This window comes from Longispora albida DSM 44784 (genome assembly GCF_000379825.1).
GTDB lineage: Bacteria > Actinomycetota > Actinomycetes > Mycobacteriales > Micromonosporaceae > Longispora > Longispora albida.
The window spans coordinates 306,229-327,355 of record NZ_KB903835.1 but is presented as its reverse complement, the minus strand read 5'-3'; the positions used below and the strand labels follow the sequence as shown (position 1 = coordinate 327,355).

23 protein-coding genes are annotated in these 21,127 nt (G+C 68.1%); 6 read left to right on the top strand and 17 right to left on the bottom strand.

The features are described 5' to 3' along the window. Nucleotides 1–570: 570 nt before the first annotated feature. The 13 genes from A3G1_RS0124850 to A3G1_RS36730 all read right to left on the bottom strand — a co-directional run bounded on the left by A3G1_RS0124850 (nucleotide 571) and on the right by A3G1_RS36730 (nucleotide 9,346). Nucleotides 571–1,734, bottom strand: a complete 1,164-nt coding sequence (locus A3G1_RS0124850) for an AAA family ATPase (RefSeq protein ID WP_018352208.1) — start codon at nucleotides 1,732–1,734, stop codon at nucleotides 571–573. Beyond that, nucleotides 1,731–1,922 carry a hypothetical protein gene (locus A3G1_RS40830; RefSeq protein WP_157641376.1) on the bottom strand — a complete coding sequence of 64 codons (192 nt, stop codon included), beginning with the start codon at nucleotides 1,920–1,922 and terminating at the stop codon, nucleotides 1,731–1,733. The genes A3G1_RS0124850 and A3G1_RS40830 overlap by 4 nt, the downstream gene beginning before the upstream one ends. After that, nucleotides 1,919–2,881, bottom strand: coding sequence for a bifunctional DNA primase/polymerase (locus A3G1_RS0124845; RefSeq protein WP_018352207.1), 963 nt, complete (start codon nucleotides 2,879–2,881; stop codon nucleotides 1,919–1,921). The genes A3G1_RS40830 and A3G1_RS0124845 overlap by 4 nt, the downstream gene beginning before the upstream one ends. A gap of 431 nt (nucleotides 2,882–3,312) precedes the next feature. Further along, nucleotides 3,313–5,502 carry a hypothetical protein gene (locus A3G1_RS0124840; protein WP_018352206.1) on the bottom strand — a complete coding sequence of 730 codons (2,190 nt, stop codon included), beginning with the start codon at nucleotides 5,500–5,502 and terminating at the stop codon, nucleotides 3,313–3,315. Nucleotides 5,503–5,589: 87 nt separating this feature from the next. Continuing rightward, a complete protein-coding gene (locus tag A3G1_RS0124835; protein WP_018352205.1) occupies nucleotides 5,590–5,787 on the bottom strand; it encodes a hypothetical protein in 198 nt (65 codons plus the stop codon). A gap of 112 nt (nucleotides 5,788–5,899) precedes the next feature. Then, nucleotides 5,900–6,067 carry a hypothetical protein gene (locus A3G1_RS40825; RefSeq protein ID WP_018352204.1) on the bottom strand — a complete coding sequence of 56 codons (168 nt, stop codon included), beginning with the start codon at nucleotides 6,065–6,067 and terminating at the stop codon, nucleotides 5,900–5,902. Nucleotides 6,068–6,167: 100 nt separating this feature from the next. Continuing rightward, on the bottom strand, nucleotides 6,168–6,377 hold the full coding sequence (locus A3G1_RS0124825; RefSeq protein ID WP_018352203.1) for a hypothetical protein: 210 nt from the start codon (nucleotides 6,375–6,377) through the stop codon (nucleotides 6,168–6,170). Between the two features lies 1 nt (nucleotide 6,378). After that, nucleotides 6,379–7,257: a hypothetical protein gene (locus A3G1_RS0124820; protein WP_018352202.1), complete on the bottom strand. Its 879-nt coding sequence runs from the start codon at nucleotides 7,255–7,257 to the stop codon at nucleotides 6,379–6,381. A 41-nt stretch (nucleotides 7,258–7,298) separates the two neighbouring features. After that, nucleotides 7,299–7,442, bottom strand: a complete 144-nt coding sequence (locus A3G1_RS40820; RefSeq protein ID WP_018352201.1) for a hypothetical protein — start codon at nucleotides 7,440–7,442, stop codon at nucleotides 7,299–7,301. Next, entirely contained in the window at nucleotides 7,442–7,750 is a 309-nt protein-coding gene (locus A3G1_RS0124810; RefSeq protein ID WP_018352200.1) for a hypothetical protein, read from the bottom strand. The genes A3G1_RS40820 and A3G1_RS0124810 overlap by 1 nt, the downstream gene beginning before the upstream one ends. Further along, nucleotides 7,747–8,130, bottom strand: coding sequence for an RRQRL motif-containing zinc-binding protein (locus A3G1_RS0124805; RefSeq protein ID WP_018352199.1), 384 nt, complete (start codon nucleotides 8,128–8,130; stop codon nucleotides 7,747–7,749). The genes A3G1_RS0124810 and A3G1_RS0124805 overlap by 4 nt, the downstream gene beginning before the upstream one ends. After that, nucleotides 8,127–9,053: an NUDIX domain-containing protein gene (locus A3G1_RS36735; protein WP_018352198.1), complete on the bottom strand. Its 927-nt coding sequence runs from the start codon at nucleotides 9,051–9,053 to the stop codon at nucleotides 8,127–8,129. Before A3G1_RS36735 ends, A3G1_RS0124805 begins: the two co-directional genes overlap by 4 nt. Continuing rightward, nucleotides 9,050–9,346 (bottom strand): DUF6284 family protein, encoded by a 297-nt coding sequence (locus A3G1_RS36730; RefSeq protein ID WP_018352197.1) that lies wholly within the window; start codon nucleotides 9,344–9,346, stop codon nucleotides 9,050–9,052. The genes A3G1_RS36735 and A3G1_RS36730 overlap by 4 nt, the downstream gene beginning before the upstream one ends. A 595-nt stretch (nucleotides 9,347–9,941) precedes the next feature. On the opposite strand from A3G1_RS36730, the gene A3G1_RS0124790 reads away from it, so the two are divergent. Then, nucleotides 9,942–10,808, top strand: coding sequence for a winged helix-turn-helix domain-containing protein (locus A3G1_RS0124790; protein WP_018352196.1), 867 nt, complete (start codon nucleotides 9,942–9,944; stop codon nucleotides 10,806–10,808). Continuing rightward, complete coding sequence (locus A3G1_RS0124785) at nucleotides 10,805–11,509, top strand: HAD family hydrolase (RefSeq protein ID WP_018352195.1); 705 nt, start codon at nucleotides 10,805–10,807, stop codon at nucleotides 11,507–11,509. Before A3G1_RS0124790 ends, A3G1_RS0124785 begins: the two co-directional genes overlap by 4 nt. 433 nt (nucleotides 11,510–11,942) lie before the next feature. Here A3G1_RS0124785 and A3G1_RS0124780 read toward each other — a convergent pair whose 3' ends face one another. Further along, entirely contained in the window at nucleotides 11,943–12,539 is a 597-nt protein-coding gene (locus A3G1_RS0124780) for a hypothetical protein (protein ID WP_157641375.1), read from the bottom strand. Between the two features lie 2,782 nt (nucleotides 12,540–15,321). Between A3G1_RS0124780 and A3G1_RS0124770 the strand changes: the two genes are divergently transcribed. Further along, complete coding sequence (locus A3G1_RS0124770) at nucleotides 15,322–15,642, top strand: immunity 53 family protein (protein ID WP_018352192.1); 321 nt, start codon at nucleotides 15,322–15,324, stop codon at nucleotides 15,640–15,642. A gap of 120 nt (nucleotides 15,643–15,762) precedes the next feature. On the opposite strand, the gene A3G1_RS0124765 is transcribed toward A3G1_RS0124770, so the two are convergent. The 3 genes from A3G1_RS0124765 to A3G1_RS0124755 form a co-directional block, all read right to left on the bottom strand. Continuing rightward, nucleotides 15,763–16,716 carry a hypothetical protein gene (locus tag A3G1_RS0124765; RefSeq protein ID WP_026212482.1) on the bottom strand — a complete coding sequence of 318 codons (954 nt, stop codon included), beginning with the start codon at nucleotides 16,714–16,716 and terminating at the stop codon, nucleotides 15,763–15,765. Between the two features lie 15 nt (nucleotides 16,717–16,731). Continuing rightward, on the bottom strand, nucleotides 16,732–17,319 hold the full coding sequence (locus A3G1_RS0124760) for an RNA polymerase sigma factor (protein ID WP_018352191.1): 588 nt from the start codon (nucleotides 17,317–17,319) through the stop codon (nucleotides 16,732–16,734). 48 nt (nucleotides 17,320–17,367) lie between these two features. Further along, nucleotides 17,368–18,525, bottom strand: a complete 1,158-nt coding sequence (locus A3G1_RS0124755) for a hypothetical protein (RefSeq protein ID WP_026212481.1) — start codon at nucleotides 18,523–18,525, stop codon at nucleotides 17,368–17,370. Nucleotides 18,526–18,769: 244 nt separating this feature from the next. Here A3G1_RS0124755 and A3G1_RS0124750 point away from each other — a divergent pair, with 244 nt between their 5' ends. Genes A3G1_RS0124750 through A3G1_RS0124740 form a run of 3 tightly spaced genes read left to right on the top strand, consistent with a single transcriptional unit; the run spans nucleotide 18,770 to nucleotide 21,101 of the window. Then, nucleotides 18,770–19,588 carry a basic amino acid ABC transporter substrate-binding protein gene (locus A3G1_RS0124750; protein ID WP_018352190.1) on the top strand — a complete coding sequence of 273 codons (819 nt, stop codon included), beginning with the start codon at nucleotides 18,770–18,772 and terminating at the stop codon, nucleotides 19,586–19,588. Further along, on the top strand, nucleotides 19,585–20,361 hold the full coding sequence (locus tag A3G1_RS0124745; protein WP_018352189.1) for an amino acid ABC transporter permease: 777 nt from the start codon (nucleotides 19,585–19,587) through the stop codon (nucleotides 20,359–20,361). The genes A3G1_RS0124750 and A3G1_RS0124745 overlap by 4 nt, the downstream gene beginning before the upstream one ends. Next, the gene (locus A3G1_RS0124740) at nucleotides 20,358–21,101 is read left to right on the top strand and encodes an amino acid ABC transporter ATP-binding protein (RefSeq protein WP_018352188.1); all 744 of its coding nucleotides are present in this window, start codon (nucleotides 20,358–20,360) and stop codon (nucleotides 21,099–21,101) included. Before A3G1_RS0124745 ends, A3G1_RS0124740 begins: the two co-directional genes overlap by 4 nt. Nucleotides 21,102–21,127: the final 26 nt, after the last annotated feature.

Sequence of the window (21,127 nt, the reverse complement as noted above, 5' to 3'; positions counted from 1 at the left end):
GAAAAACACACAGTCCAATTACGAGCCTGGCTCTCCGGCGCGCTGCGCACGGCGTGGCACCCTGGCCACCAGTAGCGCGGACCCCGCAGGCAATGCCTTCCGCTGCTGCGGGACCCGCCGCGCGGCCGATGGTGCAGGCGTCATGCTGGCCGGTGTCTTCTCAAACACGCGGATGATTTCGACTACGTGTTCCTCGGTGAACTGGTAGCTTCCGCCGAGCCAGGTGAATGGAATCCGGCGCTTGCGTGCTTGCTCCTTCACCCACCACTCTGAACACCGAAGAGCCTTAGCAACCTCCGCCGGGCTGTAGAGCGTGATGCGGCTCAACAGGCTACTTCCGCGAGCCCCGCTGGGCTCAGAATCCCTCGACTTCATAACTGCACCCCTCCCCTGGCAGGCCGCGCGGCCCCTGTATGGCTCCCTGAGCGCCTTTCCGTGCTTCACTGTCCTTTGTGTTGACTTGCTGTTGCGGCTCCACAGTGGCCGTTTCAGAGGGGGTCTGAGAGGGCCGTGGAGCCAAGATCTCGGGCGGGCCGGGGTTAGGTGCTACCCCGGCCCTCAGAGTGGCTTTCACGGTGCCGGGCTGCCGGGTGCCACCGGGGGCGTCCCGGGCTGAGTGTCCCCCTGCGTGTCCCCCGAGTTTTCCCAGCTCAGGGGTAGTAGGGAGACACGGGGGACATGGGGGACACCGGGGATGTCCCCCGCCGTGTCCCCCTGCTCCTGGTGCCGCTGGCCGATCGCGGTGTAGCGGCTTTTAGCGTCAGCGGACAGCAGCCCGTCTGCCGCCATCCGCTGGCATGTCTTCTTGACGTTGGATTCGGCCAGGCCGGTTCCGGCCGCGATCGCGCGTGGTCCGTTGCCGGGGTTGGCGTGCAGCCACGCGAGGATCGCCGAGCGGGTGTCGGTGGTGGTGTGCAGCTCTGCCGGGCCGTCGAGCATGGTCCAGCGGCCGGTCTCTTTCGAGAACGCGAGTGCGTGCTCGGCCTCTTCGATGTCGCGGCCGGTCATGTGCAGCACGCCGTCTGCGGTACCGCGTGAGCGTGCGAGAACCATCGTGGCGTCTGCGGCACCGGCCAGGCCGTTGGTGCCGGAGACCGTCGCCAGGAAGTCATCCGAACCCTGTTTGCGGACGTGGTGGATGACGACGACCGTTATCGAGTAGTCGTGGCTGATCCGCAGCAGCGGCGCCAGGGCGGCGTAGTCGGCCTGGTATGCCGTCGCGCCCTGCGACGCCTCCGCCCGCACCTTGGTGAGCACGTCGACCACGATCATGCGCGCACCGGGGTTGGCGTCGAGCCAGCCGGTGATCATGTCGTGGCCGCCCATGTCGAGAGCCGGGCACGCGGTCAGGAGCGTGAGGTTTTCCGGTGCGCTGCCGCCAGCCAGCAGGGTCCGCATGCGGTCCTGCAACCGGCGTGCCGTGTCTTCCAGCGCCAGGTACAGCACCGGCCCCGCCTCTACCGGGATACGCCCGAACGCCGTGCCGCCGGACGCGACGGTCAGCGCCAGGTCCAGGCTGAGCCACGACTTGCCGACCTTCGGCGGCCCGCACAGCAGGGTCACTCCCTCGCAGAACACGCCAGGCACAGCCCACTTGGGCTCTTCGAACTCCTGGGCCATCAGATCGCATGCTGTCCACCACACGCGCTGACGGGGCAGCTCACGCGGCAGTGTTTCAGCCGGTTCCGGGCTGGGCACGGCCCGCAGGTGCGCTCGTTCGTGTTCGCCGGTCATGACGTTCCTCCCCTCGTGCAGGACGGTGCGGGCTCACCGTTGTAGTTGTCGCGCCAGGTGCCGTCTGGCAGCCGCCATTCGGTGAACCAGCGCCGTTCGTACGGCGACGGGCGGCGCTGCGCCCACGTCCCGCACATCTGGCAGTGCGCGTTGTACCGGCCACGCCAGACCCACCGATGCGCGCTCATGCGGCCACGCTCCTAGGCCGTGCCGCCCCAGCCCTCAGCCCCGAACGGATCGTGCGCCGGGCCTCACCGCCCTGCCCGTGCCTGATACGCGCGGCTGCCTGGCTCAGGGCGTAGATGACCTCAGCCTCGGTGAGTTCTCCCCCGGCCACGAGCTGCCCGAGAGACACCGCCGCCCTGTACAGGGCCGCGTTGTGCTGCCCGTCGCCGGACTTCACCACGGCCGAGACACTGGCGTCGATCGCGGCTTGCAGGTACCTGCCGCGACGGTCAGGCCGGAGCTGGACTACAACCGGTTCCTGAGGGGGCAGCGGGGCCGGTTCGAGCAGCCCGGCCAGCCAGCCCGGCAGCGGGGCCGGGCCGGTGTCCCATTCGATCGCGTAGGGCCGCCGGTCCACGATGGAACCGGGGGCGACGACGTAGCCGCCGTGAGCGCGGGTGTCGACCAGCCAGCCCAGCTCCCCCTGCGTGTTCCGCAGCGCCGGGCCGCCGCCGGGGTGGCGGTAGTAGTGGTGCTCCCCGCCCCCGCCAGTCCGCACGATGAACGTCTCCGATGGCCACGTGTGCCCAGCCCGCTCCGCGACGACAGCGAGCACGTCAGCGCCGCACGTGCACATCTCGGCCGCCCACTCACACGGCCACTGCGCCGGGTTACCCTCACCCGTGAGTTCCTTCGGGAGATCGCAGTCAACAACGACCAGCCCGGACGGCCCGCACGCAATCCCGATGTTGTACGGCACCGAGGCCCACGCCCGCCGGACACGGCCAGGATCGGTGGTCGCGCGTTCCTCCCACCCGACGTGCCGCCCAGCCGAACGGCACCGGTACTCGCTGAGCGTGCAGTCGTCCTTGGTGTGGCCGGGGAACGCCGGGCGCTTGCTGCCCGGCACGAGCGGGAACACCGCCCAGCCCCGGGCAGCGGCAGTAAGTGCTGCGTTCAGCAGCGCGTTCTGGTTGTTCATGGGGTACCTCCTTGCGGGTGCGTGGCGGGTCATCGGCTGGCGTCGCGTAGATCACGGAGCGTGTTCGCGATGCGGCGTCCGGCGCGTAGCCGCCATCCGGTCGCGTCACACGACCGGCAGGGTTTTCGGTGGCCGAGTAGTGACTTGCGCGTGCCGGCCCCGGCGCAGCGGCGGCAGCGTGCGAACGGCGCGAGCCAGCACGACAGCGCGTAACCGAACGTGACGGTCACTAGAACCATGCCAGCGACGATCATCGATGGACTGAGGGCAGAGGGGGTAGCGGCGAGAATGGTCATGGTTTGCCCTCCAGGGCGGTTTCCAGGCTGGAAGGGGTCCGGCCGCTACCCGCTACCAGCGGAAATACTAGCTGGCTGGGCGGGTAGCGGCTGGGGTAGCGCAGCCGCTACCGGTAGCGGGAGGGCCGCTACCGTTCAGGCGGCGTCCCGGCCCTCGATCGCGGCCCGGACGTCGGCCAGCTTGGCTCCCTTGAGAACCTCACCGCCGGACTTGACGTTGACGCTGCGTACACCAATCGAGCGGCACTGGGCCGAGATCGCGTCGGCGGACAGGTCCGCGTAGTGCTCCGGGATGGCTTCTGCCAGCCGGGCCGCGATGACCGGCCACTGCAACCCCGTCTCCCCCGCCGCGAACACCGATGCGACATCCGCGAGCACATCGCGGGTTTCACGCACGGTGACTTCACCGGCTGCCATCCCGGCCAGGGTGCCCGCTGTCTCACGGTGCTTGCGGGCTGCGATCAGGATCTTTTCCGCGTCGGCGTGATCGGCCAGGTAGGTCCGCACAGTCGGCGTGTCGTCGGTCAGCCCGTACAGGTAGCCGACACCCAGGTACGGCTTGCCGGTCGGCAGCGTGGACGCGTCGATGCCCTCGGCGTAGGCGTCCCCGCCCAGGATCGCCTCGGACACGTTGCGGTTGCCGCACTTGAGCGCGAACCGCGCGGCGTGGTTGTCGCGGAACCGGGTAAACAACTGCCCGATGTTCGACGCGCCACCCACCCCGGAAGGCTTCTGCGACGCCGACAGCAGCACCACGCCCGAGGACGGGCCGACGGCCATGATGTACGACAGCAGCGAGGCGATCTCGCTTGATGCGTCCTTGTCGTCCAGCTCGTAGTACACCTGGAACTCTTCCAGCACGAGCAGCACTACCCGCAGGTCCGGGCACTTCGGATCACGCGCCAGCTCCGCCGTCAGCTTGCCCTCAGGGCACAGATCCACTGGCAGCCCGGACAGGATCTCGTTCACCCGGAGAATGTGCGCCTTGACCGCCCGCAGCATGAGACGCATGTGCGTCACCGGGTCGGCGTCATCGCGGGTCGGATGGGTGCCGTACACCATGTCCTCTGCGACCAGGGCGAACTTCCGCCAGTCCGGAGACGACTTGCCGTCTGCGATGAACAGCCGCACGAACGGATCGAGTGCGGCGTACAGCGCCAGGAGCCGTGCCGAGAACGTCTTGCCTTTACGCGGCTGAGCGCCGATCAGCACGCTGATCCACATCAGGGACAGTTCCACCGCCCTGCCCCGCTCATCCAGCCCGAACGGCGCGGCCTTCCAGATCGAGCGCCGTTTGCAGTCCAGCAGCGGCGTCTTGCCCGCCGGGATCGCCAGCGGATCACGGTCTGCCACCCACAGCAGGTGCCTGCGATGCGAGGTCGCATCCCTGGTGAGGAACACCTGATTGACCGACACGTCCAGTCCCGAGGCGATCGCGCCCCGGTTCTTCACCGCGTCATCGAACGTCCGGCCGTACGGCAGGTCAATCACCACCTGCGACCCGGTACCCGACGCGTCACGCTGCATCGTCGAACCGAACTGCACCACCTTGTCAGCGCGGTCCGGGTTTCCCAGCCCCGCCGCGTAGTACGCGCGCAGCACGATATCCGGGCTCAGCCTCCGCAGCCTCGCTGTCACCACCGCCGCAGACACGATCCGCCGGTCCGCCGGACGGCCCGCACGCGCGAGGAAAGCCACCGCGGCGACCACCCCCGCTACCCGCGCCCACCACGGAGCCACCGCCCACGCCACCGGCAGGACCAGCACGAGCAGCAGAACCTCACCGCCCAGCACGATGAACCGCCACATCCGCGTAGACCGGGTCTCCTTGTGGAGCTTCAGCCACGTCCCCGGATCATTCGCGTCGGCGGCAGCCTGCCGCAGGCTGTGCTGCTCAGCCACCCACCACCAGCGAATCTGACGGCCCGCCACCCGGAACACACCCACCACCGCCCAGAACAACGCCTGCGCGGCGTACCAGGGCAAGCGGACCGCGTGGAACGCCGCCACATGCCCGGCATACGCCAGCCAGTACCGGACCGTCGCGCGGATGTTCGCCCAGCCCCGCCACTCCGACGGAATCACCTCACGGCGGCCCGCCACCGCCACCGGCTCCACGACCAGGCCCCCGCCGCGCTCCGGCCCGCCGTCGTCCTCGTCGTCGTCCAGCGAGACCTCAAAATGCTGATCCGCCGGGCCACTGCGCCGCCGCGCACGCTCCGCGTCCAGATCCGTCACACCGGCCGCCGCGCCACCGTCTTGCGTCATCTCGCGTTCCAGACGGTCGAACAGCTCGTGTTCCCCGTCGTCTCGTTCATGCTTCACTGGAACTCCTTCTGCCGCATCCTGTGTTGTCAGAGGGCCGGAGCACGGCCAGGTTCCTACGCCTATGGGGCCGTGCTCCGGGCACGGTTACTTTTTGCCCGTGCCGTTGCAGAGCGGGCACGTCTGCATGGTCTTGTAGTGAGAGAAAGCGACCGGCTTGCCGTTCTTCAAGATGTCGGTGCCGCCTGCAAGCTGGCTTTTCTGACCCGTGCCGTTGCAGTAGTTGCACTGCCGCGAGAAGATGACGCGAAACGGGTTCGAGTAGGGGTCCTTTGCCTTCGCCATAGCCTGTGTCTCCTTCGGAAACCGGGTCGGCCCTGATGACTGACCCCGTCGCGCCCGCCCCCGGCTCGAACGGGGTGTGCCTGCCAGCCGGGCCGCTGCGCATGCCGCAGGGCTACCTGCGCCGCTTGTGTGCCTCAGCCGCAGCCTGCGACTGCGCGAGGGTTTCGTAGCCCGAGGTCGCTGCGCTCTCCCGCTTGCCGCAGTCGCACATCCAGCCGTAGTTGAAAACGGCCTTGTCGGTGAACGCGGTGGTGTCGGCGGTCTCGTGACGCTTGCTCATCCGAAAACTCCCTTGAGATCAGGCAAGCCCCAGCGGCCTGCCTCCGTGCCCGCCCCGGAGTCGAACCGGGGATGCCGCCAGACCGGCCGGGCTGCCGCGCCTACTGCTGTCCGATGTGGCCGATCACCACCGACCCAGGGCCGACGTTGCCGAGCGTCTGAGTCACGTTCACGGCCTGCCGCCCTGTGCCGGTGTCGCCCTTGCGGAGCATGCGAATGAGCCCGTGCAGCACCACTTCTGGGTCATCTCCCTGCTTGAGGCAGTGCTCAGCGATGCTGACCAGGACCTCAATCCACGATTCCTGCGCCATCTCAGATCACGTCCTTCGTGTCGTCGTCGTGCTTGATGAGGTGTGCGAGTGCCGCGCCCATGCCGAGTACCGCGACCGGCAGGCACGCGACCGCTGTCGTGATCGGCCACGGTGCGGCTGTGACGCCGGATGCGGCCATGAGGTGGTAGGCGACCTGCCCGGCAGCGCCGAGCAGCAGCGACCCGATCGCAGACCACCGCGCGAACCTGCGCGCCCTCTGCGGAACGCTGCCGGAGAGCCACACGCGCAGCGCGTACGCGGCGTAGATCTCCATGCCGATCGGCAGCGTTATTGCCGTGTTGATCGCTACCTTGTCGGCGATGCCGGGCAGGGGGTGCACGATGCCGAACCCGGCCAGCTCACCCAGCCCGACCCACCCGGACCAGATCGCCACGAACGCCGGGAGAGCCAGCAGCAGCAGCGGCCACGACCGCACCCGCCGCACCGGCCGGGCCGGCGGCGTACCCGGGTACGCGGCTACCGTGACCAGCGCATCCCCGCCGGGCACCGGCTCTGGCACGGCGGGTTCGGGCAGCCCGGGTTGCGGGTCGTGGTCCGGGCCGGTACCCGGGTACGCCACGGCTTCCGTCTCGGTGTCGGGTACCGCGTGCAGGTGCCGTACCGGCTCCGGCTCGGGCGGGCTGGGGGCTGCGGTCAGCTCATCCAGGAGCCGTCCCCGCACGGCCGCCGCCCGTTCATCGGGCGCGTCGGCCAGCAGCCGCCCGGCCACCGCCCAGTCCGTGCCCGTCGCGGTCAGCGCGTCGCGGACCTGGCTCGCTTTGGCCGCACCGATCCGCAGCTCCGCCATGAGCCGGTTCCGCGACGGCACTTCCCCGGCTTCCAGGGCCATGTCCAGCGCCGCGCCCAGCAAGTCCTCCACCGGAACCGGGTACGCGCTACCCCGTGCCGGTGCCGGGGCGCTCACTTGTCGTCCTTGACGAACGCCCCCGCGAACTCACCCAGCCCGCCAAAGATGGTCTTGACCCACTCCGCAGCACCGGCCGGGTCTTTGAACACGAACAGCGCGACCAGGACCACGAACAGCCAGCCACCGATTTTCTTCATCACAGCCCTGCCTCCTGCTCGCTCACTGACTGGTAGGAACTGACGGACCAGCACACACCCGCGAAAACGGCAGGCCCCGTGCGTGTCAGACGACGCCAGGTGTGGTCTTCGCGCTGGTAGACGATCGACTCAGGCTCGCGCAGCCACAGCGCCGCAGCCCACTTCCTGACCCCCGTGACCGTGGCCGTCTGGAGCACCACGTACAGGCCGTCTTCGGACACGTGCATGGACACGGGGAACGGGCATCCGCCGTCCATCGCGGACCGGATCATCGCCAGCGTGGCCTCGCGTGTCTCTTCTGAATTCATCGCTGCTCGTCTCCTTCGGCGCAGCTCAGGCACTCACCCAGTGACCGGGGAATGCAGTACGGGCGCTCGATCCGGCACGTCGTGCACGTCCTGCGCACGGCCATAGCCCGCCCCAGTGAGGCGAGCTGCGCGGCCGTGGCGGTCCTCTTCGGGAGCGCCAGGTCGAGCCGGTAGAGGTACGCGGCCCGGGTCCCGCCGATGCCGCGCCAGAGGACCTGCGCGGCGATCGGCTGGCCTCCCGGCCGCAGCCCAGCGGCACGGAGCTGCCGCCGGGTGGCGTAGCCGTCCGGTGCCGACTGCCACGGGAACGTGGGCACGCCCTGGTGCCGCAGCCCTTCCGGGTCGTTGAACGCCGCCCGGTAGCGTGCCGACCGGCTCACGGCCGGGCCTCCAGCCCCGCCCCGCCGATCTCCAGGACCACGAACGGGCTGCCGGTCCAGAACGAGCCGACTTCCAGCAGCACCGCCCCGCAGCCCTCGCAGCCCGACAGGGCCACTTCCACGCCGTTGTCAGCCGTCCGCTGACCCCCGGCCGTCAGGACCAGGACCGACGATTCGCCCCGCGCCACCTGGTGCAGCCCGCCCGTCTCGCACGGCCCGGCCTGGCGCACCAGCACCGGCACACCCGCCACTGCCGCCACCGGCTGCTGTTCCTGCCAGATCGCGTCGACCAGGTCGACGTGCGCGGCGAAGATCTGCCCGCCGAACCGCTGCGCCAGGTCCTCTTCCAGGGCCGCCCTGCTGTCCGCGCGTACCCACTCCGCACGCCGCGCGTCATCGCAGCCCCGCACGGCAGGCAGGTTCAGCACCGTCCCCAGGAACGCCGACGCGGCCACCGTCACCGCCCACGCCTCATCCGACCCGCGCGGGTCCGGCACGTACCGCGCCTCGCTCACCGTCCACAACAGAGGATCGACCGTCAGTCCGGTCTCTTCCTCCAGCTCGCGGATCGCGCCGTCCAGGCCCGTCTCGCCCGGGTCGACAGCGCCGCCCGGCACAGCCCAGCCGTGACCGTCAGCGCGCTCAACCATCAGCACGTAAAGCCCGCCGTCGTACCGGGCTGTTACGAGGGCATCGGCCATGAGGTTTTCGCCCCACAGGCCGAGGTTGTTGCGGCCGTAGCGGATGCCTGTCGACGCGCACGGGTTCACCGGACGGCCGTCAACCACCTCGAACGGGATAGCGGCCACGGCCTGCCGTGCGGGCCAGTCGATCGCGGCCGGGTTGGTCTCACGCTCGGCCCAGCCCTGCTCGACACCGGTCGTGAAAACGTCGGGGTGCGTGTAGGTCACCGGCTCGCTCATGCCGCCACCGCCCGCAGCACCAGGTGCCCGGCAGCGGCAGCAAGCCGTGCCTTGCGCATCGCGAGAATCTGGCGCACCAGACGCCGCTCACGCCGGAAGTCCAGCTCCGTTGCGGGCCGGTCGATCCGCGCCAGTTCCAAACCAGTCAGCTCAAGCCCAAGCTCAAGCTCCGGCCACTCCGCCTCGATCTCTGCCAGCTCAGCCACGCCCGGCCCGGCCAGCAGGTCCAGCACGTCCACCTCAACCGCGCCGTCCGGGTCAGCACCCGGGTAGCGCAGGGGGATACTCATCATGGGTCCAGCTCCAGTCGATGTAGTGACGACCCGAAACGAGGGCCAGCGGTAGCCGCCGCTGGCCCTCCCGCCGTCTGTGGAAGGTCTTGTGTTCCGCCGGGCCGTCAGGCCGCACGGCGGATGTGTGCCGCCTTGCGGCACGAGGTACAGCGCGTCTCATCACCCGGCAGCCCGGACGTCACCGAGCACTCCGAGCAGCGACGCCACGTCGACTTGCTCTTGATCGTCAGCCGCACACACGCGGCAAAATTCGAGCCCACAACAGGCCCTCCTTCCCGCCTTGCGTTGACCGGCCACGACCAAGACGCCGCAGCCGAGATCCAAACCGCCAAGCCGGATGACCCAGCGGGCAGACCTGCACACGACCACCGCGAGAACCGGTAACCGTGCACCTCTATGGAGTTCTCAAAGACCAGCCGCACAGCCAGCGCAGGCGCGCCCTCATCGGGCCTTCCAAGCCACTGACCAGCTACTTCAACCCCTCCGACTTACCTAGGGAGGTTGCCTGGAATCAAGGTAGGCGAGGTTCCCTAGGTAGGTCAAGGGGCCTGCCAAGATTTTCCCAACTTGGCTAGGGAGCCTGTAGCCTGTACTCGTGGCAGAGAACCTTGATTACCTCGGGGAAGTGGACCCAACGGCCCCCAAGCTGGGCTCGCGTGAGATCGCAAACCGCCTGCGTGCGGCCATCCTGACTCAAAAGTTGGCACCCGGCGCTCGGGTGCCGTCGCAGCCCGCGCTGTCTGACTACTTCGGCGTCGCGAAAGAGACGGCACGCCGGGCGGTAGACCTGCTCAAGGCTGAGCGCCTGGTGATCGCGAAGCAGGGAAGCGGCGTGTACGTCCGGGCCAAGACGCAACGGCCCGTCGAGTTGAGGCCACACATCGAAGCAGCTTTCGAGCGGCCTCACGTGACGATCGACTTCGCGGGCTTCTCCGGTGAGACGCTGCGCGATGCGATCGCGGAAGTACTGGACAAGGTGCGTTCCGGTGACCTGACGCCGGAGAGCATCCTGATTCGAGTCTTGATCTCCGACATGAACGTGCCTATGGCGCTCCCGGCCTTGGCGGCAACTCAGGCGGACGATCCCGCCGTGCGTCAGCGAGCCGCCCGGATCACCCGGCGGGCGGCTGACGGCATCATTGATCAAGTAGCAGAACTTGCGGATCTCGGCCTAGTCCGCTCTGCGCAGGCCATTGTGCGTATCCACAGTGCTGCTCCGCTGTTCAAGATGTACATCCTGAACGGCGAAGAGGCTTGGTTCGGGTTCTATCCCGTAATCGAACGTACGGTGTCCATCCAGGGTGAACCGACCGCGATCTATGACCTGCTAGGCAAAGACGTCCCGCTGTTCCACTACACCGTCAATGAGGACGGCGCATCGCACGGCACCCAGTTTGTAGAGGGCGCTGGCCAGTGGTTCGACTCCGTCTGGGACACGATCGCACGAGAGTACGAAGCATGACGAGCGGCCCAGATGTTGCGGAACTGATCTCCGGGCACGGTCCCCTGTTGCTCGACTTCGATGGGCCAGTGTGCAGCGTATTCGCCGGTTACCCTGCGCCGAAAGTCGCCGCCGTGCTCCGCGAAGTGCTGCACGCCGAGCGTGTCGACGTCAGCGCCGTCGAGACTGAGTCGGACCCGCTGGAAGTCCTCCGCTGGACTCAGCGGCAAGGCACTGCCCGGTTGACGCGCGCGGTAGAGGATGCTCTGTGCGCCGCTGAGGTTCAGGCAGTGCGTACAGCCGAGCCAACGCCGTACGGCCGTGAGGTAATCGTCGCAGCGCGCCAAGCGCGTAAGCCCGTGGCCATTGTCAGCAACAACTCCGAGGCAGCCATTGCCGCGTACCTCACTGCACACCGCCTCATCGGGCACTTTGCGGCAATCATCGGCCGAGCCTACGCAGCACCCGACCGAATGAAGCCAAGCCCAGCGCCGCTCCTGAACGCTGCTCGCGCGCTTCAAAGCGAGCCATCGACGTGCCTGCTGATCGGGGACACCGTGACTGACGTGGAAAGCGGGATCGCTGCTGGCGTGCCGGTACTGGGCTACGCCAACAAACCCCGGAAGATCCACGCCCTTAACCAGGCCGGAGCAGCCCACACCGTAACGAGCATGCGCCCCGTTGCGGTTGTTCTCCTTGAGCTGGCGGAAGCACAGCGGTAGAGACTCACGGCGGTACTCCGTGGCTGGTGCGCTGCGGGTCGGCTGGGAGTGGCCCGCAGCCCCGGCCGAAAGCTGGCTCCCACACTGGCTCGCTGTTTCGGCAGGTGCTGCAGAGTCCGGTTCGGACGTGCACCAGGCCGCAGCGGCACCACTGGGTGTGCACCTGAGCCCTGGGCAGCGGATGGCCTCTTGGGCATGCGTCGTCTACGCGGGGGCGGTCGTCGTAGCGGCGGTAGTAGCGCACTGCCACGGTGTGCGGGTCGGCTAGGGCGATCTCGCGTGCGCGGCGTAGCTCGGCGACGGTGTGCACGATGATCTCGCGGGTACCGCCCGTGCCGGGGTACCGCTGCCACACCACACGCCAGGCCGCCATGCCCGGACGGTAGCTCTGCGGGTCCGCCAGACATGCACGCACCAGGCACGTAGCGTCCGGCTACGGCATGAACAGCTCAGTTTCCGACGGCTCGATTCCAGCCAGGCACCAGTCGCCGTCATCGACCCGCAGGACCGCCCACCCCCAGGACTGCCCGCGCCATCCGGCCGCGCCCTCGACCCAGATGTAGAACGGCAGCCGCCCGCCGCCCCGGCCCGGTTGGAGGTCTCCCTGCCCGCCTATCTCCATGCGCCCCTTCTCAGCTCCGCGTTGGAGCATCGCCTGCACCACCGTGTACGCCGCGCGGTGTTCCCTGGCTGAGCAGGCCACGTTGATCCGTGCCCGGTCAGCGTCAGCAGGGTCAGAACTCGTCACCCACACCAGGTACTGCGTCGTCGCGTAGCCAGGAGTCGGGCAGCACGACGGGGCGCCCTCCCCGACCGTCCGCACCACCAGACCACCCGTCACCCCGCACACCACCAGCACACCACCAGCGGCCACCAGCCACACCAGGCCACGATGGGGACGACGCCGCGCCGGTGGCGGGGCGGCCGGTACCGCCGCAGCGGGTGCCGGGACAGCGGCGGGCAATCCATGGCCAGGCGCGGCGGGTCCGGCCATCGGCCACTGCGGACCCTCATCCTCCGCCTTGATCATCTATCAAGGCTAGCCCGCTGGCCTTGACTGCCCGGTGGGCTCCGCGACACCCCGGCGGAACCACATCCGCTCAGGGGACACCCAGGGGGACATGCCTGGTGTCCCCCATGTCCCCCATGTCCCCCAACTGCCCCTGAACTGGCAAAACTCGGGGGACACGTTGGGGACACGAGCCAGATTCGGTCCCCGCTAAAACTCCCCACCACTCTGTTTAAGACAAAAAGGGCAAAGGATGCTGGCCCTCGGGGTCATGCGCCAGCGATCGCCCCTGAAACACAAAAAGCGGCTGAAACACTGCTGGGAGTGTTTCAGCCGTTCTTGTTGCTGACTGGCCGTCAGTGCCAGACTGCGTCGACTTTGTAGTAGGCATGCGCGTAAGACCGCCCACTCGGAGGTCGAACTGGCGCCCAGAGGCTCACGAGATTGATCAACTATGGATTCCCGCATCCACCCCTAACCGCCGCTGCCCGATCCCACTGCCGGCCTGGGAGGAATCTGGGAGACGATCTTGAAAAGGGTGGCCATCAAGACAGCCCAAGGTCAACACCTACCAACACCCTGACCTGCATGTTTACACGTACTCCCTGGTCAGTAGGGTTCGAGCTATCCCCTGCTCTTCTCGTCTACGGTATGGCTGGCGGGGGCAACCCGATGGTCGACGAACTCTTCCCACGGAATCTCATGCTGCACGATCCAAGGTGAATGACCAGCGAGCGTGCATCGCAGGGTTAGTTTGATCGGCCGCCTCCTGTACACCTTGTCCCACCTATCGCGTGACAGATTTGACCACCACGAAGGGGCTGAGGTTGGAGCAAGAGTGAGTTGCTGTTCATCGCCTAGTAGAGCCCGAAAGGGATCTCCCGTGCGGCCAACAAGCTTCCCTGTCGGGCACGCCCGCGACTGCGGAACGTGCCTGATGAAGTGTTCTGGCCCGAAAACCCGATCTTCGCTCTGCTCTTTAGTGGTGGGCTCTCGGACTTCCTCAAGAGCCTCAACTCGATGTTGGTCATCGCGAATACTGATGACCACCTCATCTAAATGATCAAGGAAAGCCGGTCCCACCAGCACCACTCGCAGCGAGAGCGACAGCCCAAGTGCTGGCTGTACGGAGATTTCGAACTCGGGGGTTAGCTCCGCATGCCAGCGATCTCGCTCAATTTGAGCAAGCTCTCGGCTCGAGTCCGCTGCCTTCCGCGCTGCGCTGAAGGCAGCAAAGGCAGCCACGGCTGCGGCAACGGCCGCAATCGCGTTAACCCATGTTGCGTCCACCCGGGGCAGGTCCGGGTGCCAAAACCACAGGCCACCCACCCTCCCAGTTTCCGCCGGCTGATCGCCTGGTTTTGCCCTTTCGGCGGCCCACCTACCTGAACTCGCGCCCGTTAGCGCCAGTTTCCCAAGATCGGCACAAGACGCCACGCTTGGGGCGGTAGACCGGCGGATCCTCAGGCATGCTCTCCCCAGCCGTCACCGCGATGAACCCCGGTGGCACCTACGACGTGTAACTCGCGCCCATGGGAACGACGAAGGCGCGGGGAAACGTTCTGCGTATCCCCGCGCCTGTTCATCCGCTCGCACGCCCCGTCGGCCGGACCACGGCTTCTTGGCAGGGCGGCCCGGCAGCGGCTAGTTGCCCAGGACCTTGTGGAGCAGGCCTGCGACCCCGATCGCCATGCTCACCCCCGCGACCGGGCCGGCGGCTACGCCAACGGCAACACCGGCGCTTCCTGACACCACTAGAATCAGACACCATCGGACAGGCAGCCTGTCGTCCCTGCCGCGCCCCTGCACGTCTCTTGTTTGACGCCGTACCCTGCTCATGTGCACCTCAGTTCCTCGGGTTGCCACTTGCTGGATCTAGGGCACATGAACGGCTTCCGGGTTGCCGCCCGGGAGCCGTTCTTCATCGACTCTCGCCGTTCATCTGCCCGCGCACAGACTAGAACAGGGTTACGTCACGACAGCAAAAAGCGCCTGCTGTGCTTGTGGAAAACCCTGTGGATAACTTGAGCAGATGAGTCACTGGAGGTCACCTGGGGGCAACAGAGGTTGCCTGAGGTTCCAGAAAACTCGCGCAGTGACCTGTATCACAGATCGTCACTGGCTGCCTGTCCGTGTGGCCAATATCCGCGAAAACCGAAGGTGGCGAGTAGCCCCTGGGCGCTCACGAACGCGCCCTCGCGCTTCCGCCTCTACGAGAACGTGACAATGATCTGCGCCCGATCAGGGTCCGCCGGATCCGGGCCGGATACCCGCACGCGGTAGTACGTCAATCCCACACCTGGCGGCGAACAGCACGACGGTGAACCCTCCCCAACCCACGCGGCCGTGCCGCCAACACACATGAACAGCATGGGCGACGGTCAGCCACACCGGTACCGCAGCAACCGGCGCCGAGCCAGGCGCCGGCGGAATGGCGGCAGCGAACCCGGTCCGAGTACGGCAGTTTCACGCTCTTGGGCCGCTGCGCCCCTACATCCCCGCGCCACGTCGGCCGCCCGGCCCCGCCTGGGAGAAATCTGGGAGATGATCTTGAAAAAAGGGGCCACGCAGCGCGACCCAGGCCAACACACACCAATGCTCTGACCTGCATGTTTGCTGCCATGCCCTGATCAGGAACGTTGCCGTACGTCATTCGGGACGTAGAGGCCGTCGGTTCAAATCCGGCTACCCCGACCAAGACAAGTGCAGATCAAGGCCGGTTCTCCTTCACGGGGAACCGGCCTTGACTCGTTTCTGGATCTGTCCGGCCACGCCCCTCCTGCTCCGCGTAACATCTTCGGCTATGAATCAGCCGGGACACGTCTTCGACTGGCTTCAAGCCTGGTATCTCTCGCAGTGCGATGGCGACTGGGAGCACTCGTGGGGCGTGACGATCGACACCCTGGATAACCCCGGCTGGACCGTCAAGATCAATCTTCAGGAGACGGACCTGGCGGGCCGGGAGTTCCCCCGGCTACAGACCACCCGCAGCGAGCACGACTGGGTGATGGTCTGGACGTCGCAAGAGGTCTTTCAGATCGCGTGCGGGCCGGGCAACCTGTCCGAGGCCCTCGCCCTGTTCAGGGAATGGGCAGCTTCGAGCGGCGAGCCGAAGCTTCGATAGCCCCGCGCGGCCATCACGCCACCATATCCGGCCTGTTTCCGGGTGCCGGTGGGTGCGCGGACGCGCGGGAGCGCGGGGTCATCCGGATGACCCCGCGCCCGGTCTGTGTGCGGTCGCTGGCTAGCTGGGCGGAAGGACGCAGGTCATCCCGGCGTAGTTGTTGCCGGTGTTGGGGTCGGTCACGTCGGCCACGCCGGCCCCGTACGGGCGGACCTGGATGCCGAAGCCCTCGATCGTCTGCTGCGCGCCGGTCGGGGCCACGGAGGCGACGACCGTGATCCGGTGGGTACGGGTGGCCCCGACCGCGACCGGGGAGCCGCTGCCGGAGTCCGAGCAGCCGAGGAGCACGCTGCCGTCCGGGTTCTGGGTGCGCTGCGTGCACATGCCGAAGCCCGGGGCCGGGCTCGCCATGAAGTCGATGTCGAAGCCCTTGGGCAGGTTGATGTACCAGCTCTCGTACCTGCTGACGTCCGGCCCGGCGTTGTGGAGAGCCAGGTCGAAGGTGCCACGGTACTTGCCGCCGGAGTGCACGAAGTTCACTGTGGACGGCCCGCTGACCCGGAAGTCCACCGTGAGGTTCTGCCTCGGCCCTGTCGAGTCGGACGGGGCCGGCTCCGGGGCGGTACCGCCTGTGCTGGTGGCTGGGGCCGAGCCGGCCGGGCGGCCGGTGGAGGTGCCACCGCCGGGTACGACGGCTCCGCCGCCGGGGCCGCCGGGGGTGCGGCTCGCGCCCGGTTGCGCGGACGGCGAGGTGCCCGGGGTGGGCGAGCCCGTGGCTGGCTGCGCCTGGCTGTACGTCTGGCCGGGTGACGGGAGGCCGGGGATCGGCTGCATGGGTTCGGTGCTGGTGCTGGGCCGCTGGTCGGCGTTGCCCGGCCCGGGTCCGGTGGAGTGCTGGGTGTAGGCGAAACCGCTGGTGGCCAGGACGACCAGGGACAGCACTCCGGCCACCTGGGTACGGCGCTTCCGCCTGGCGCGCACGGTACGGCGGACGGCCTCGGGGTCGCCTGCGGTCATCGTGGCTCTGTGGTCCGCCTCGAACTGGGCGAACACGTTCTGGAGCTCGTCATCCACGGTGTCTCACCCCCCTCAGCCCACCGGGGCCAGCTGGCTGTGCAGTGCTGCGCGGCCGCGGTGCAGCCACGACCGGACTGTGCCCTCGGCGACGTCGCAGTCCCGTGCGATCTCCGCGACGGGCATCCCGGCGAGGTAGTGCAGGACGATCGCCTTGCGCTGGTTCTCCGGGATGGTCGCGAGCGCCCTGGCCAGCGCGACCCGGTCGGGGCTGGGCCCTTCGACGACCTCCGCCCGTTGTTTCTGGGCGAAGCTGAGCGCCGTCTTGAGCTTGCGCCACCGGCTGCTCGCGATGTTCCAGGCCACCCGGCGGACCCAGGCTACCGGGTCGTCGTACTGCACGATTTTGTCCCAGCGGGCCCAGGCCCGGCAGAAGGCCTCCTGGACGATGTCCTGCGCCTCGGTGGCGTCACCGGCGAACGCNTACAGCTGAACGGACAGCTTCTGGAAGTGCGCAGCGTAGAAGTCGTCAAAGCTCAGCCTGGACTCCACCGCGATGCAACCCCCTACCCCCGTGAGCGCGATGGCACCGAGGCCGCCCATCGCCAGTGAGGGATTCTCCACGTTCAGCTCCCCGCCGGGGAAGGCCGCAAGCGTCTGCATTCTTGCGGCCTTCCGGTCATTCGCTTACAGGTACGGGATAAAGGGGTTTTACGGGACGGTGATTGTCAGCACAGCCTTGTTGTCGGCCGGGGTGAGGTCGGTGAGGTCCTGGCCCGCGTAGTGGCTGCGCAGGCTGACCTCGCCGGTCTTCGCACCAGCTGCGGTGCCGGCCGGCGCGGTGAACTTCACGCCGTACGTCACGGTCTGGCCAGCCACCAGCGGCTGGTAGCCCGTGATGGAGCAGTCGGGCATGCACGGGCCGGTCGGGGTCGCGGGGCCAGCGTTGACGATCCCGGCCGGGGTGACGATCGAGATGACCGCGCCGTCGTTGGGGGCGTCGTTCTTGTAGGTGACGGTCACCTTGGCCACGCCGGCGAAGCTGCCGTCGGCGTTGCGGGTCATCGTCATGGTGACCGGGCTGACCACCACGTCGGGCTGGCTGGCCGGGACGTACTTCTTCAGCTGGTACGCGTTGCCGCGCAGCACGATCGGGAACGCGGCCTCGGCACGGGCGTTGCCAGAGGTCAGCTCGGCCTTGCCGCCGATCGCGTACCGGGTCGCCTCGTCGTAACCGGCGTAGGACATGACCTTCACGGCGAAGGACCTGGTCTCGCCGGCCTTGACGACGCCGCCGGGCACGATGCAGTTGACCTGCTCGTACGCGCCCATGCAGATGTCGGACGGGTCGGTGCCCAGCAGCCGGAAGCCGCGCGGCACGGTGAAGCGCACGTTCGCCTCGTGGGCGGCATTGCTGGTGTTGCGCACCGTCACCGACAGGCGGCCGTCGTACCGGCCGTTCTCCCGCTTGAGTTCGAGCGGGAGGACCGTGAGCTTGAAGGCGCCGGCGGGCGCTGGGGCCGGCGCGGTCCAGGTCGCCGAGGCCGAGGGCTGCGGGCCTGCCGTCCAGGTCGGCTGGGTGGACGGGCTCGGCGGGCTGGTCGGGTACGGCGACCAGGTCGGGCTGGAACTCGGCTCGCCGGTGGGCTGCGGGCTCCAGGTGGGGCTGGAGGACGGCGGGTAGACCGGGCCGCCGGTCGGGTTGGCCGACGGGCTGGAGCTGATGACGGGACCGCCGGTGGCCGGCCCGTTCACGCCGTACTCGGCCGGAGCGGACTCGGTGGCCAGCGCGGCGGTGCCGGCGACAGCAGCCAGCGCGACGCCAGCGGCGACTCCCGCGATGCGCCGCGAGAGAAGGTTCTTGCGCATGTACAAGCTCCCCTGTGTGCCTGAGCGTGGATTCTGAGGCATTGCTGTGGGGTCCGGCCGGACTCGGGGTTAACACCCGCCGCGCCCGGGTTCTGCTGCACGCGTTCCGGTAACGAACCCATAACGGCGTCTACGGGGCGCGGAGCAGGGAGAATGACCCACTGTGAGCTTCGCCTCGCTCATTGGCGTCGGGAACGGCCATCCTCCACCATGAGTGAGGCTGCATAAAATACGGAGGACCGGAATGTTTTACAGGCGGAAGGCGCGCACGGCCGCGATCGCACTGCTGGCCGCGGGGGCGCTGGCCCTCACCGGCTGCGCGAAGAGCGGCGGTGGTTCCACCGCCAGCGGGGTGCCGCTGGTCGCGAAGGACAAGCTGACCGTCTGCGTGAACACGCCGTACCCGCCGTTCCAGTCGAAGGACTCGGCCGGGCAGATCGCCGGCTTCGACGTGGACGTGATGGGCCTGGTCGCGAAGAAGCTCGGCGTCACGGTGTCCGTTGTGGACACCCCGTTCGAGGGCATCAAGTCGGGGCTGGACCTGAAGACCGGCAAGTGCGACGTCGCGGCGGCCGGGCTGACCGTCGACGACGAGCGGCGCAAGGCGATGGACTTCTCCGACCCGTACTTCGACAACACCCAGGGCCTGGTGATCCGGCCGGGCGACGCCGAGGTGATCAAGACGGCCGACCAGCTCAAGGGCCGGCGGGTCGCGGTGCAGGGCGGGACGACCGGCGCGCAGTACGCGAACAAGCTCAAGGTGGAGAAGGGCTTCGAGGTCGTCGAGTACTCCGACTTCGGCCTCCAGCAGCAGGCGCTGGCCACCAAGCAGGTCGACGCGTCGATCGCCGACCTGCCGGTGCTGACCGAGTACGTCCGGCAGAACCCGAACCAGATCTCGATCATCCAGCAGTTCGACACGGGCGAGAAGTACGCCTACGCCGTGAAGAAGGGTGCCGACCCGAAGCTGCTGGGCGCGGTCAACGACACGCTGAAGGCCGCGCGGGCCGACGGCTCGTACGCGGCGATCTACGAGAAGTGGCTGGGCCGGAAGCCGTCATGACGCAGACTCAGAAGCGGCGGATGGCCCGCACCGGCCAGTACGTCCTCGCCGCGGCGGTCGTGCTGGTCGTGGCCGGGGTCGCCGACTGGCCGACGATCACCGAGAACTTCCTCAACGCGGAGATCGCCAGGGGGCTGTTCCCGGACATCATCACGGTCGCGCTGCGCAACACGATCGTCTACACCGTCCTGGCCTTCGCCTTCGGCATCGTCCTCGGTGTGGTGCTGGCGCTGATGCGGTTGTCGAGTGTGGGGCCGTACCGGTGGTTCGCCGCCGGGTACATCGAGCTGTTCCGCGGGTTGCCGGCGATGCTGGTGCTGTTCATGGTGGGGTACGGCATCCCGATCGCCTTCCCTGGGCGTGAGATCCCCGGCGGGGTGTACGGGCAGGTCGCGCTCGGGCTGGGCATCGTGTCGAGCGCGTACATCGCGGAGACGATGCGGGCCGGGATCCAGGCTGTCCCCAAGGGACAGTACGAGGCGGCACGGACGCTGGGCATGTCCCACACCCGCGCGATGCTCTCGATCGTGCTGCCGCAGGCCTTCCGGCTCGTCGTGCCACCGCTGACCAACGAGGTCGTCATGCTGACGAAGGACAGCTCGCTCGTGTTCGTGCTCGGTACGACGGCGATCACGACCGAGCTGGCCAAGTTCGCCCGGGACGGCCTGAACAGCTCGGCGAACGCCACGCCGCTGGTGGTCGGCGGCATGCTGTACCTGGTGATCACACTGCCGTTGTCGTACCTGGCCCGCAGGCTGGAGCACAAGTCATGATCAGGATTGAGGGGCTCCACAAGAGCTACGGCGATCGCCCGGTACTGAAGGGCATCGACCTCGAGGTACCGACCGGCGAGGTCGCGTGCGTGATCGGCCCGTCGGGCTCCGGCAAGTCCACCCTGCTGCGCTGCGTGAACCTGCTGGAGACCCCGACCAGCGGCCGGATCACGATCAATGATGCCGAGATCACCAGCCCGGACTGCGATCTCGACGCGGTACGCCGCCGGATCGGCATGGTCTTCCAGCAGTTCAACCTGTTCGGTCACCTGTCGGTGCTGGACAACTGCGTGATCGCCCAGCGGAGGGTGCTCGGCCGTACCCGGCCGGAGGCCGAGCGGATCGCACGGGAGAACCTGGCCCGCGTCGGGCTCGCCGACCGCGCGACCGCCCGCCCGGCGCAGCTGTCGGGCGGCCAGCAGCAGCGGGTGGCGATCGCCCGCGCGCTGTCGATGGATCCCGAGCTGATGCTCTTCGACGAGCCGACCAGCGCGCTCGACCCCGAGCTGGTCGGCGAGGTGCTGGCCGTCATGCGGGAGCTGGCGGCCGAGGGCATGACGATGCTGGTGGTCACGCACGAGATGGGCTTCGCCCGCGAGGTGGCGTCCCGGGTGCTGTTCATGGACGACGGCGTGGTGGTGGAGGACGGGCCGCCGGCCCAGATCTTCGGTACACCCAAGGAGGCCAGGACCCGGACCTTCCTCCAGCGGGTCCTCGACCCCATCCACCACCCGGCGTGAGGTAACACACGGTTACATCCGCAGGC